This is a genomic window from Micromonospora pallida (genome assembly GCF_900090325.1).
Taxonomy (GTDB): domain Bacteria; phylum Actinomycetota; class Actinomycetes; order Mycobacteriales; family Micromonosporaceae; genus Micromonospora; species Micromonospora pallida.
Genome location: NZ_FMHW01000002.1, coordinates 1,069,260 through 1,082,064, shown reverse-complemented (window position 1 = coordinate 1,082,064; position 12,805 = coordinate 1,069,260). Strand labels below are relative to the sequence as shown.

12 protein-coding genes are annotated in these 12,805 nt (G+C 69.0%); 8 read left to right on the top strand and 4 right to left on the bottom strand.

The annotated features are described in order from the left end of the window. Window positions 1-3: 3 nt before the first annotated feature. Window positions 4-270 (top strand): phosphopantetheine-binding protein, encoded by a 267-nt coding sequence (locus tag GA0074692_RS04835; protein ID WP_091639766.1) that lies wholly within the window; start codon window positions 4-6, stop codon window positions 268-270. A gap of 75 nt (window positions 271-345) precedes the next feature. Here the strand turns inward: GA0074692_RS04835 and GA0074692_RS04830 are convergent, their stop codons facing one another. Together GA0074692_RS04830 and GA0074692_RS04825 are read right to left on the bottom strand one after the other, a co-directional pair. Then, complete coding sequence (locus GA0074692_RS04830; protein WP_141725162.1) at window positions 346-1,359, bottom strand: nucleotidyltransferase domain-containing protein; 1,014 nt, start codon at window positions 1,357-1,359, stop codon at window positions 346-348. Window positions 1,360-1,441: 82 nt separating this feature from the next. Beyond that, window positions 1,442-2,233 (bottom strand): HAD family hydrolase, encoded by a 792-nt coding sequence (locus GA0074692_RS04825; RefSeq protein ID WP_176738302.1) that lies wholly within the window; start codon window positions 2,231-2,233, stop codon window positions 1,442-1,444. A 421-nt stretch (window positions 2,234-2,654) separates the two neighbouring features. On the opposite strand from GA0074692_RS04825, the gene GA0074692_RS04820 reads away from it, so the two are divergent. Genes GA0074692_RS04820 through GA0074692_RS04795 form a run of 7 tightly spaced genes read left to right on the top strand, consistent with a single transcriptional unit; the run spans window position 2,655 to window position 9,601 of the window. Next, window positions 2,655-3,833: a phosphotransferase gene (locus tag GA0074692_RS04820; protein WP_176738301.1), complete on the top strand. Its 1,179-nt coding sequence runs from the start codon at window positions 2,655-2,657 to the stop codon at window positions 3,831-3,833. A 28-nt stretch (window positions 3,834-3,861) separates the two neighbouring features. Next, window positions 3,862-4,821: an NAD(P)-dependent oxidoreductase gene (locus GA0074692_RS04815; RefSeq protein WP_091639757.1), complete on the top strand. Its 960-nt coding sequence runs from the start codon at window positions 3,862-3,864 to the stop codon at window positions 4,819-4,821. Next, window positions 4,812-6,299 carry a trehalose-6-phosphate synthase gene (locus GA0074692_RS04810; protein WP_091639755.1) on the top strand — a complete coding sequence of 496 codons (1,488 nt, stop codon included), beginning with the start codon at window positions 4,812-4,814 and terminating at the stop codon, window positions 6,297-6,299. The genes GA0074692_RS04815 and GA0074692_RS04810 overlap by 10 nt, the downstream gene beginning before the upstream one ends. A gap of 44 nt (window positions 6,300-6,343) precedes the next feature. Beyond that, a complete protein-coding gene (locus GA0074692_RS04805; protein WP_176738300.1) occupies window positions 6,344-7,231 on the top strand; it encodes a transketolase in 888 nt (295 codons plus the stop codon). Further along, window positions 7,228-8,181, top strand: coding sequence for a transketolase family protein (locus GA0074692_RS04800; RefSeq protein ID WP_091639750.1), 954 nt, complete (start codon window positions 7,228-7,230; stop codon window positions 8,179-8,181). Before GA0074692_RS04805 ends, GA0074692_RS04800 begins: the two co-directional genes overlap by 4 nt. Beyond that, window positions 8,178-8,963 carry a cupin domain-containing protein gene (locus GA0074692_RS34545; protein WP_176738299.1) on the top strand — a complete coding sequence of 262 codons (786 nt, stop codon included), beginning with the start codon at window positions 8,178-8,180 and terminating at the stop codon, window positions 8,961-8,963. The genes GA0074692_RS04800 and GA0074692_RS34545 overlap by 4 nt, the downstream gene beginning before the upstream one ends. Beyond that, complete coding sequence (locus GA0074692_RS04795; protein WP_176738298.1) at window positions 8,960-9,601, top strand: D-sedoheptulose-7-phosphate isomerase; 642 nt, start codon at window positions 8,960-8,962, stop codon at window positions 9,599-9,601. The genes GA0074692_RS34545 and GA0074692_RS04795 overlap by 4 nt, the downstream gene beginning before the upstream one ends. A 3-nt stretch (window positions 9,602-9,604) precedes the next feature. On the opposite strand, the gene GA0074692_RS04790 is transcribed toward GA0074692_RS04795, so the two are convergent. Together GA0074692_RS04790 and GA0074692_RS04785 are read right to left on the bottom strand one after the other, a co-directional pair. Then, entirely contained in the window at window positions 9,605-11,539 is a 1,935-nt protein-coding gene (locus GA0074692_RS04790) for a condensation domain-containing protein (RefSeq protein ID WP_091639745.1), read from the bottom strand. A gap of 101 nt (window positions 11,540-11,640) precedes the next feature. Continuing rightward, window positions 11,641-12,612 carry a transglutaminase-like domain-containing protein gene (locus GA0074692_RS04785; RefSeq protein WP_176738297.1) on the bottom strand — a complete coding sequence of 324 codons (972 nt, stop codon included), beginning with the start codon at window positions 12,610-12,612 and terminating at the stop codon, window positions 11,641-11,643. Between the last annotated feature and the right edge of the window lie 193 nt (window positions 12,613-12,805).

Below are 12,805 nucleotides of genomic sequence, written 5' to 3'. Positions count from 1 at the left end.
GAGTTGACCGAACAGGCATGGACCGCACCGTTCGAGGAGACGCTGCGGCGTTACCTGACCCTGCTACCTCCCGGCACGCCGATCAGCGAGGACCTCAGCCTCGCCACGTACGGCGTGGACTCGCTGGCAACCGTCAGCCTGCTGCTTGACTTGGAGGAGGCGTTCGACGTGACGTTTCCCGATCACTTGCTGACCGAGAGCACGTTCGCCACCCCGGCCGGGCTCTGGGCGGTCATCGATTCCCTGCTGGTTCACGATTCGGCGAGGTAGCCGGCACGGCGGTACGCACCGGCCGGCCGCGCCGCCGGTGCCTCCGCTGTTCACCCGAGCCCCGCGTCGGCGTCCTCAGGTCGACTCCGTCAGCTCGCGCAGCCGATGGATGTCGAACATCCGCTGGATCATCGGCGTACGCCACCGGTGCACCACCGCGTGACCGTCGTTCACCTCGTCCAGGTAGGCGAGGTCGTCCGGGCGTAGCCGATCGAGCAGATCCGCCGGCACGCGGCCGGGGAACAGGTCGGCCGCATGGTGCAACGCGAAGTACACCTCGCGAGCGAAGCCGAGTTGCGCCGCCCGATCTGGGACATCGCTCATGTCATAAGCCGCCAGTAGAGCCAGGATGTCCACGACCTTGTACAGCACGAGATCCTTGAGTGCGAGCACCTCCCCTCGGTGGACCGCCTCCCGGGCGAAGTGCAGGCACGTAAAGACGAGCATGTCGGTCGCCGAGATCGTCGTCATGCCGTCGATCTCGATACGGGAGTCCAGCAGGGCTGACACCGCAGCGTCACTGCGGTGGCCGGTCATCAGATCGATGGAGAAATGCATGTCGAGGCGGTGGCACTCCAGAGCCTGGGCCTGCGGCGTCGGCTTCATGTAGGAGTACGTCTGATGTGAGTGCAGGGCGAGGAACAGCGCCTCCCGGCGTGGCGCCGGACGGACGGAGGCGGTCGCGTAGTCCCAGCTGCCCTGCACGTACCCGAGCTCGCGCAGCACCGTCTCCACCTCGGGGAGCCGTTCGCGGTCCACCAGCAGATCGTTGTCGTTGAACATCCGCATGCTCGGATCGGGATAGGCCATCTTCGCCACCGCGCCGCCCTTGAGGACCGCGCTACGAAGCCCCGCGTCGCTCAGTGCCCGCTGCACCTGCACGGTGAGCTCCGTTTGCTCGCCTGCCATCAGCCGCTGCCCGGCCGCGGAGACCCGCAGCGACTTGAGGAAGTACGCCGACCTCAACCTCTGTCGCCGCTCGATGGCGTACAGGAGGACGTTGTGCCACGCCACGCCCAGGACCCGGTGGACCGTCAGCATGCCCAGCACCTGATTCCAATCCAGTGGCGAGTCGAGCAGCCGACGCATCGCATCCACCTCGTCGGACCGCGGATCCGGCAGGGACAGCAGAAGCACGAGCTGAATCTCCGGAGACACCGCTGGAGTCACGTCACACCATGCTTTCCGGGTCGAACGCGGACAGGAACTCGGCAAGGCCGCCAGACAGGTGCCTGGTGGCGGCCTCGACCGCCACCGGGCTGGCGTCGCTGGTGGCCACGCCGAACGCGCAGGCAGCCAGCATCGGCGCGTCGGCGGCGCCGTCGCCGACCGCCAGCGTCCGGCTCAGGTCGGGCTCACCGAAACGTCGCCGCAGGTGCCGCACGAGCGCGGTGGACTTGCCCGTGCCGCGCGGCCGGACCACCCGGGCCTCGAACGGCCGGATCGTCATCACCTCGCAGTCGGTGCCGTCCAACAGTTCCGGCACGGGGGTGGTGCTGCGGAACACCGTCACGGCGGTGAAGCACGGCACATCCGACAGCGCGTGACCGGTGAGCGGGACCTGCTGGCGGGGCACCCGGTACACCATGGCGAACTGCGCCGCGGCGCGCTTGGTGGTGGCATGGAACTCGCCTGAGCATTCGACGACCATGTCGATGCCGGGATCGCTCGACAGCCGGCGCAGCACTGGGGACGGGCAGGTGAGCGGGAACGACAGCAGATCGGCGTGTCGGTCTAGGACGACGTTGCCGTCACTGAGTAGCACCTCGTCGTCCAGCTGAGCGAACAGCTCGTCGAGGTGGCGCAGGTTCCGGAACGAGCGCGCCGACCGCCCGGAGACGATCAGCGGCACCACACCGCGTTGACGCAGCATGGCAAGCCCTGCCACGACGCCGTCGTAGGGCTGGTCGGCGGCATCGATCAGAGTGCCGTCCAGGTCGAACGCGGCGTAGCTGATGGTCACGCGGTACGGCCGACGCTGGCCGGCACAGCGAGCACACCGCCCTGGCTCAGCAGCTGAAGCGTCTGAGCGAGGTCCACTGACCCACGCGCGTACGCGTCCATCTCGCTCCCCTCGAGGGACACCGGACGGAGACTCCGCCGGACGCTGGGACGATATTGCATCGCGCCGATAAATCCCAGACACGCCCTCCGGCAACCCACGGCGGAAACCGGCCGATCCGGCTGGCTGTCACGGTGTCGAAGTGTCCGAGCAGGACAGTGGTGCGGCGCCCAGCCGGCTCGGCGCATCGATTGACAGGCAGGTGGCGCGCACATAGTCTGGCGCCACCGTTGATCTATATGACTCGATGGGGAGCGACCTCGTGCTGTCGGGATCCACCAACCGTCACGGTGACACCGCTCCCCCAGCACTCCCCTCACCGGTGCGGCAGGCACTTGGCGCTCAGGCCGAGGCGCTACCCGCTGGCGGCAGTCCGGCGCGGCTGTGGTTGACCGAGCCGAGCCCCGGCGAACGCGTCGTCGTGAAGGTGCTGTACGGCCGTGACGGCATCGTCGACGGGCACGACCTCGATTCCTTCGTGCTCAAACCACAGCAGATCCGGGCCGTGCACCGTCGCCTGCCGGTGCTCTCTCCGCACTACGTGCGCACGATCGGAGAGTGGCGTGGGCCCGGCTGGGCCGCCTACGCAATGCCGTACCACGCCGGCGAACCGCTCACCGTCCTACTGGACCGGCCCGACGCGGATCTTCCGGCGTTCACCGAACGACTCCGCACCATCCTGCGCCCCCTGAGCGAGCACGGGTACGCCGCCGATCGGCAGCCAGCGCCCCCGGACCACTTCGGAACGACCCATGTCGACCGGCTGCGCCGCCGGCTTCCACTGCTTGCCCAGCACCTCGACCCGGCGTTGTTCACCGCGGACAGGGTCACGGTCAACGGCCGCTCCTGTCGTACCGTTCCGAGGCTGATCGATGCTCTGGCCGACGACCGGCTGGCACGGCTGATGCGGCCCGGCCGGTTGTCGTTTCCGCTGCACGGCGATCTGATCCTGGGAAACCTGCTCGTCGACGCCGACCGTTTTCTCGTGCTCGACCCACGCGGGACGCTGCAGCCCTGGGATCCGGTGTACGACCTGGCCAAGTCACTGTTCAGCCTGACCGTCTTCGAGCAGGCCATCGCCGGCGGCTTCGTGGTTCGACGATCCACCGGATCGCTCGACGAGCCGCGGTACGAGGTGAGCCTGCGCGCCGGCCGGGCCACCTACCTGACGGCAGCGGCGCAGTTCGTCCCGTTGCTGGAAGGGTTGCCGTTCGCCGCCGAACTTGACCGCGACGATCCCGACTGGCGTACCCGGCTTCTGGTCGTCCACGCGGTGCACTGCCTTGCCGAGGCTGCCTGCCGGCTCTCCGACCGCAAACATCGGGAGTACGGCGACGTGCACGGGTGGGACGCATGCCGAATGCTGGCCACGGGGCTGTGCCTGGTGGCATTGATGTTGCTGGAGGAGTTGGTCTCCACCGGGGCCAGTGTGACAGCGCGCACCCACCTGGGCTGGCTCGGCCCGGAACTTGTCCGGACCGCCGGTCCTCATTCGGCGTAGGCGGACGACTACGAGAGGAACTGGGCGGATGCACGTATCGGAGACCGGGTCGGGCGCGCCGGACACCCCGGTGGTCGAGCACGGCGGGTCGAGCCAGCGCCCGCTCGATCCGCGTCCCGTGGCCGTCTGCGGCCTGGGACTGATGGGCCGGGCCGTTGCCGCGCGGTTGCTTGACTGCGGTGTTCCGGTCGTCGTGTGGAACCGGCATCCGGAGCGGGCCCGGGACCTGGCGGAGCGGGGTGCCCGGGTGGCCGATTCGCCCGCCGACCTGGCCGCCGGCGCTGGTGCCGTCATCGTCCTCGTGGACGGCGGGGCGGCGGTCACCGAGGTGATCGCCGGAGCCGAGGGCATCGCGGCGGGCCACCCCGACGTGCTGGTCCAGATGTCGACGATCGGCGTGGACGAGGCGCGGGCGATCCGGAGCCTACTGCCGCCCACGGTGGCCCTGCTGGATGCGCCCGTGCTCGGCAGTTGGGCACAGGCGGCCGCCGGCGAGTTGCGGATTCTGACCGGCGGCGACGTGGCGACGGTGGACCGGTGGCGTCCCTTGCTGACGCTGCTCGGCGATCCGGTGCACGTCGGTGACGTGCCGGCCGGGACGGCGTTCAAGCAGGTGGTGCTGGCGGCGGTCGCGCCGATGGTGGCGCTGTTGGGCGAGGCGCTGGCGCTGAGCGACAGGCTGGACCTGGACCGCGGCGCGGTCCTCGACGAACTGGAGCGATCCCGGATCGGGCCCCTGGTCAAGCGGAAGCGGCGCATGCTGGAGAGCGGGCACTATCCGCCGGATGCGCGGGTGGACACGTTCGCCAAGGACATGGGCCTGGTCGAGCGGGCCGGCCGGGCCCACGGGCTGGCGATGACCATGGCCACGGCGGCCCGGCAGCGGGCGGACGAGGCGATCGCCGCCGGTCTGGGCCACTTGGACTACTCCGTCCTCTACCGGGCCGTGGCCAGGCACGATGCCGACGGGGTGCCCGGATGCGGGTGATCATCGTCAACGACCGCAGCTTCGTGGACCCGGCTCTCGACGCGGACGGCCGTCTGGTCCGCGGCCCAGACGGCCTCGTCCGTGGCGCGGTCGACCGGCACGGTCTGACGACCGCGCTGACCGCGTCGGGAGCGTCGGCGATGTTCGTCTCCTCGGTCCGCACACCGGGCCAGGCGCAACTGACGGCGCGCGGCGGGACCGAGGTCGACACCGGTGCCGCGCGCCTGCGGGTACGGCTGGTCCACACCGACCCCGTGGCGTACCGGCGTCACTACGACGTGGCCGCCAACCGCCTCCTCTGGCTGCTGCACCACGGTTGCTGGCCCCGTCCCGACGTCAACGGCACCGACCTCGACGCCTACCGTGACGGCTACCGGCTGGTCAACCGGAACCTGGCGGAGGCGGTAACGGAGGAACTCCGTCACGGTGGCGGGCCGGCGCACGTGGTGTGGCAGGACTACCAGCTGTATCTGGCCCCGGCCATGACGCGGGCGGCACTGCCACCGGCGCTCAGCGACAAGGTCGTGTTGCAGCACTTCGTGCACATACCCTTCCCGGCCCCGCCGTCATGGCGGGTGCTGCCGGCGGAGGTCGTCCGCGAGCTGCTGTCCGGCCTGCTGGGCAACGACCTGATCGCCTTCCAGATCCCCCGGTATGCCCGCAACTTCATCGACTGCTGCCGTGAGTTCCTGGGCGTCGACACCGACTTCGCGGCAGGCGTGGTGAGGTTGCCGCAGGGGCGCGCCGTCAAGGTCGTCGCTCATCCCATTCCCGCCACGCCGACGCACCTGCGCGCGGCCGAGAACACCGGCGCGGTCCGTGCGCACCGGGCCGCGCTGCGACGGGCGGCCGGCGGGCGGCGGATGGTGTTCCGCACCGAGCGCGTCGACCCGGTGAAGGCGTTCCCGAGCGCCCTACGCGCATTCGACGCGCTGCTGCGCCGCCCGGGCATGGCCGGCACGGCGCTGTTCGTCGCCCAGCTCATCCCCGTACGGATGACGATCCCGGACTTCGTCGAGACTCTGCGGGAAAGCGAGCGACTCGCCGCCGAGGTGAACTCCCGGCACCCGGACCGGCCGGTGCTGCTCACCGTCGAGGACTCGTTCGAGCGGGCGGTGGCCGGCTACCTCGACTACGACGTGCTCGACGTCGTTCCGCGTGCGGACGGGATGAATCTGGTCGCGCTGGAGGGCCCGGTGGTCAACCGACGCGACGGGGTGCTGCTGCTGTCCCGGGCCGCGGGCGCTCACGAGATTCTCGGCCCGTACGCGGTCGGCATCGATCCCGCCTCGGTCGACGAGCACACCGATGCCCTGCACCAGGCGCTCACCATGCCCGCGGCCGAACGGGCGGAGCGTGCCCACCGGTTGCGGGAGCGGGCAGTGACCGGCGATCCGGTGGAATGGCTACGCGCCCAGCTCGACGATGCGGCTGCATGGCACAGCGCCGGCGCGCACGGTGCAGGTCTGTCGGCGTAGTGAGCAGACGCAAGCATACTCAGCGACCTGAAGGCAGGTACGTCGTGGCCGTCAGCACCAGCCGCAACAACTCGGCGTTCGCGCGTCGAGGTCCACACCTGGTAAACGGCCAGTACTACCCGCCGGTCCGCCCGGAACTCATGGCGCCGCTGGCGAACGAGGTCCGCGCCACCGTGCTCACGATGATCCACCTGGCTGACTCGGGACATGTAGGATCGTCGCTTTCGTGTGTCGACCTGGTCACCGTCCTCAAGTTCGACCAGATGGACAGCGCGGCCGGGGATGTCTTCGTGCTGTCGAAGGGCCACGCGGCGCCCACCTGGTACGCGGCCCTGCTGACCGCCGGCGAGCTCGACCGTGCGGAGATCGGCACGCTACGCCAGATTGACAGCCGGCTACAGGGGCACCCGGACCGCACTCGGCTGCCCGCCGTGGCCGTCAGCACCGGCGCGCTGGGCCAGGGACTGTCCGTGGCGCTCGGCAGGTCCGAGGCCAAGCGGCTGAAGGGCGAGGACGCCACTGTCTATTGTCTCGTCGGCGACGGCGAGCTCCAAGAGGGACAGATGTGGGAAGCGCTGATGTACGCCGGCGTCCGTCAACTCGCCAACACCCTGCTCATCGTCGACCACAACCGGAGCCAGAACGACGGCCCGTTGGACGAGGTCCTGCCCCTGCACGCACTGCCGGAGAAGCTTCGTGCCTTCCAATGGCACGTGCAGGAGGTGGACGGCCACTGCCATACGGCGATCCGGGACGCCATAAGCACGGCCCGGACGAACAACGCACAGCCGTCGGTGATCATCGCGCACACCCTCAAGGGCTATCTCGGACCCGAGCGGATCCTGCTCAACGGAACGCACAGCGGTGTGCTCAGCGCCGAGGAGTACGAGAACGCCGTCGTCTACCTGCGCCGGCAGCAGGGGGTGCGGTGAAGGCGACCCGGGACTGGTTCGGCGACGCACTCGTGGAGCTGGCCGCCCAGCACGAGTACGTCGTCGTGGTCAATTGCGATCTCGCCGCGGCAACCAAGACAGCGGCGTTCAAACACGCCTTCCCCGACCGCTTCTTCGAGGTCGGCATCGCGGAGGCGAACGGCATCGGTGTGGCCGCCGGCTTGGCGCAGGAGGGCTTCCGGCCGTTCGTCGCGAGCTTCGGGCATTTCCTCACGGGAAAGTTCCTCGAGATCTTCCAGTCGATCGGTCTCAACGACTCCGGCGTGGTGATGGTCGGGACGCACGCCGGCATGGCGATCGGCAAGGACGGGCCCACGCAGATGGGCCTGCGTGACGTGGCGCTCATGCGGACGCTGCCCAACGTCGAGGTGCTGCAGCCGGCCGACGGCGTCGAGACGCGCAGAATGTTGCGGTACGTGGTCGGGCACCGCCGACCGACCTACCTGCGCCTGTGTCGGCAACCGACCCCGGAGGTCCATGACGATGCCTACGAGTTCCGCTTCGGTCACCCCGACGTGGTGCGACAGGGCACCGGCACCGTCATCCTCACCATGGGTGGTCCGGTCCCGGTCGTCCTCGAGGCGGCGGACCTGCTGGTGGAGCACGGCACGGATCCCACCGTGGTGAACGCCTCCTCGCTGCCCCTGAACACCGCCGCCGTCGAGCGGCTCCTGTCCCGCTACCACACCGCGGTCGTCATCGAGGACCACTTCAGCAAGGGTGGGCTGGCCGACGAGATCGCCCGGATCGTGCTCGGCATGCGACCGCGGATCAGATTCGATTCGTGGGGTGTCGATGACTACGGACAAGCCGGCTCGCCGGCTGACCTCTACGAGCGGTACGACCTGGACGCACCCGGCATCGCCCGTCGGATTACCCGGTTCCTCGCCGCCCCTGGCGATCCCTCCCGGAAGGACAACGCGGAATGATTCGTGCTAACGAGCCGAAGAACCTCGTCGACGGCCTGTCCCGGCCGCCCTACCTGTTCGTTGAGCACGAGTTGGCGCCCGGCACAGGTTCCGGCTACCGGCGGCACCCGGACGACCAGCGGAGCTTCATCGTCATTGGTGGCCGGGTACGGCTGGAGACCGGTGACGCGGACCCGGCGCACGGGCGCGAGTACGGCGTCCTGCAGGGCTGGCACGCGCCGCCGGCCGCCACGTACCGCTTCGCGCAGGTCGGCGCGGAACCCGCGGTGGTGCTCGAGGCCGGATCAGCGATGGGACCGACCCACGAGTCCGTCGACGCGGTGCCGGAGGCGACCTCAGGCGCCGCCTGTGTCGACGTGTCGTCCTACCGCGTCGACAAGCCATGGGGATTCGAGATCTGGTACACCGACAACCTCGCCGACCCGCCGTATGCGCTCAAGCAGATCCACATGACCGCCGGTCATCAGTCGTCGTTGCAGTCGCACCAACAGAAGGTGGAGACGAATTACGTGGTCGACGGTGAGGCGACGGTGCTGAACGGCGCCCCGGCCCCGGACGATCCGGGGTCCGTGATCGACGCCGATGCGTTGCCCCGGCAGTTGTACCGGCGCCGGTCGGGATGGTCGTCGGACGCCGGCATCCTGCACCGGGTGATCGCGCAGTCGGACTACACCTCCATCGAGGTGTCCACCACCGAGCTGGACGATGTCATTCGCTGGGCGGACGACAGCAACCGTGGCAACGGCCGGATCGACACCGAGCATGCGGAGGCCCACCGATGAGTGTCGAGGACGACCTCCGGCTCTACCTGGCGGAGCAGCGGGCGATCATCGACGCCTTCCCCGTCGAGCCGTTGCGGGCGGTGGCGGAGATGCTGTTCCAGACGTACGACGCGGGCGGCACCGTCTTCGCCATGGCCAACGGCGGAAACGCAGGCACCCTCGACCACGCCTACTGCGATTTCAAGCACCATCCCTTCGTCAGCGACGACAAGACACGGCGAATCTCGCCCTCAGTCAAGCGCCTGCGTTTCGTGAACCTCTGCTCTTCGCCCGCGGAGCTGACCGGCCTGGTGAACGATCTGGGCAGCGACGACATGTACGCGGCCGCCCTCGAACCCTTCGTCACTGACCAGGACCTGGTGATGGCGTACTCCGGCAGCGGCAACTCGCCGAACGTCATCCGCGCGCTGGAGGTAGCGGTGGCGGCCGGTGCCCGGACGTTCGCCATGACCAAGGGCGACGGCGGGCGGTGCCGAGCGCTGGCCGACGTCTGCCTCGTGGTGCCGGGTTCGTCGGCTTTCCCCGGGCAGACCGGTCCCAACGACAACAATTTCCACTTCGAGGACGCGATGCTCTCGGTCAACCATATGCTGGTGGGGCTGCTCAAGCAGCGCGTGGCGGCCGCACAGCAACGCTGAGGCTCAGCCCCGCCCGACCGGCCGGAGTCGCTTGGCCAGGCTGCCCAGCGACGCCGGACCGGCGAGGTCAGAGGGCGAGAGACCGGTATAACCCTGGTCGTGCAGGTGAACCAGTAGTGCGGTCAGGACGCCAGCTCGCCCACCGGCCAGGAGGTAGACAGCCGAACTGTCCACCTCGACACCCGGGTTGAACTTCTCCACGGCTGCGCAGAGCGCCTGCGCCGCGGCTTCCGACGGCTCCGCAGTCGTCGGCCCGTCGCCGCGAACGGCCGGCAGGACCGGCTGCGCGGCCCATGCTCGCGGGTCGTCGGGATCGTCGGGTGCCTGGGCGCACAGCACATACCGGTGCGGCGCGATGACGGCTGATCCCCCGGCCAGGTGCTCGATCACATGTTGGCGCAGTGTGCTCGGGCCGAGTGTGCCGTCGGCGCCGTGGATGTAGGCGGTGAGCAGGCCGTCGTCGTCGACCACGACCGCCGCCGCACGAACCCCCGGGTGCGCCAGCAGCACTGCGCGGACGTCGTCCGGCCGGATCCAGCAGTTGTCGACGAACGCCCATCCAGGCCCGTAGCTCTTCGCCTCGACGAGGCGCCGCAGACCGCTCAGCGGCACCGTGTCCTCGTCGCGCGCCGACATGATGAGCTCGCGCATGCCGACGAGGATGTGTTCGATGGTCGCCGCACTGATCACCGCGGCGTGGCCCATGAGCATGATGTCGGTCCGGGACGGGTGCGTGTAAACCCATAGGTAGAGATCGCAGGAGTCGTCGGTGAACGCGGCGGGCCTGCGGTAGACCTCGCCGGAGACCGGAACGGCCTCGCCGGGTGACGGCGCGCGTGGAGTCTTGTTCTCGACATAGTTGAAGTCGACCGCCGAGCGGAACGACACACCACGACGGTGGGCGCAGCGCGCTTCGGCTTGCTTGCGCTCGAAGTAGGAGTAGGCCCCGTTGAGCTGCGCCGTCAGGTTGGCGGCGCCGGCGCGGGCGACCAGATCGGCGAATGTGCGGTCGAGATCGACGTCCAGGCAGAGCATCACCGGTTGAAACAAGCAGCCGACGGCCTTTGCCGACGGGGCGGTGATCCGATTGGACGCGGCCACGGTGACAGCGCAGGACCGTTGGCCGGAAACCAGGGAGAGGAACGCACCGAAAGCGGCGAGATAGACGGATGCCGGACTGCTCTGGTAGCGGTTGGCGACGTCACGGACGGCACCCTCCACGTCATCGCAGCGCAGTCCCAGCAGGTGGTAGCGCTGCGGGAACGGGCCACGCTTGCGGTCCGGGAACGTCTGGTACGGCATGCGGGAGTACAGATTCTCCCAATAGAGACGCGTGCGCTTGGCACGCACCCGGCCTCTGGCGGACTGCTCGGCCGCTGCCTGGTCGAGTGGCTGCCATGCCGGGCGGGCGGCGAAGCCGGCCGCACCAGCCGACAGCTGCTCCAGCTCGGCGACCATCGCGTCCAGCCCGCCCAGGTCGACGGAGAAGTGGTGCACCATGACGATCACGCGATCGGCGTACCCTTCCGAGTCGGTCAGCACCCCGACGCGGATCGGCGGATCACCGCCGATGTCCAGGTCACGTTCCCGCATGCGGGTGATGAGCGCGGCCTCGTCGGCGCTGTTTCCAGTCGGACAGGTGATGACCGAAACGGGTTCCGGGGGCAGCACAACCTGCACCGGTTGCCCGTCCGCGCCGACGCCGTACCGGGTACGTAGTGCCTCATGCCGCAGGACCAGGGCGTCCAACGCGGCGCCCAACGCGGCCAGCGACGTCCCGGCGGGCGGGTCCCAGGTGTAGCGGAGCAGCAGCACGCGCCGATGCGGGAAGGTCAGCCAGTGGTGGTCGAACCAGAAGAACTGCTGGCTCCATGTCAACGGTCCCTGGCGCACCGCCTGCGCGGTGAACCGGTCGGCCGGGACAGGGGCGGAGATCATGGGCTGGACGTTTTCCACAGTCAGTCACCTCTCACGGCTGATGGCGTCCGGCGGAGCCCTTCCGTCGTCAGACGGCGCCGACCGCACCGGCCCCGGCGCAGCTACACCTTCACCCTGGTGGGGAAGGTGACGTCGATCGGGACGCCGTCATGGCTGACGATCGGCGGTCCCTGGTGGTCCACCACCCGGCTGAGAACCGATCCAGGTGAGCGCGCCGGAGTCCAGCGTCCAGCGTCCAGCACGCCGATCCGGATCATCAAGTTGATCAATAGCGGGTCGACCGGCACCCACCTGTCCTCCACCGCGAACTCGCTCCAGTGATGGGTGGTCGAGTACGGTGCCGTCGCGAGCAGGCCGTACGACGAGCGGACGGCGAGCCCACGCCGTCGACCTTCCGTGACCAGCAGCTTTGCCGCACCGGCACAATCGGCCAGCCCGGTACGACGCATGAAATCCAGATCCCAACGCAGGATCTCCGGAAGATTCATGAACGTCAGGCCTTCCACCTCGGCCAGGACGTCCCGCACGGATGCGGGCAGGTCAGGCCAGTCGTTACCCAGGGTGAACCGGACGACGGGCAAGGGCTGCGCATCGTCCGGTGCGGCCTCGCGCTCGACCACCTGCCCACCCGGCATCAGTGCCCGGTAGCGGCACCGGCCGGAGTGGCCTGGCGTAGGGCACTTCACCCGGTAGCGCACCTCGTAGTTGACCTGGCTCGTGGCACGGTTGTACGCGGCCGCCCAGTACCGCAGCGCCGCCCGTGGACCGGCGCCGACCGTAAGGTGCGTCGCCATGTTCTTGAGGTCGGTCAGGTCGTAGCGGGCGGCGCCGTGCGTGTCGCGTCGGTGCGGCAGGCCCGCGCCGATCATCGTCTCGAGCAGATCGCCCGTAAACCCGTAGCGTTGCCGGGCGTCCTCGGCGGTGTGCGTGAATTGACGAACGTCATCCGGTATCCGGCCAAGCAGAGCGAGCAGCCTATTGATTTCGTCAACCGTGGTGCCGTGCATGGACCGGTCGTCGGCGACCGCAGCGTCGGCGCTGGGGATCGGGCCGGCGTCACCGGATCGCGACACGATGCGAAGCTCCTTCGGCTCGGTTTCCCGCGAGCATAGTGATCCGCTCGATCGCCGCACAACCAGGACGTCCCCGAGTCTCCACAGTGCAGTCCGACCGCACGTATCGTTCGCGACGCGCTCCATGACCGCAAGGCTCGATCCGTCCACACTTGCCATCGACTGCCATCAGGACTTCAATATCAGCCTGAGA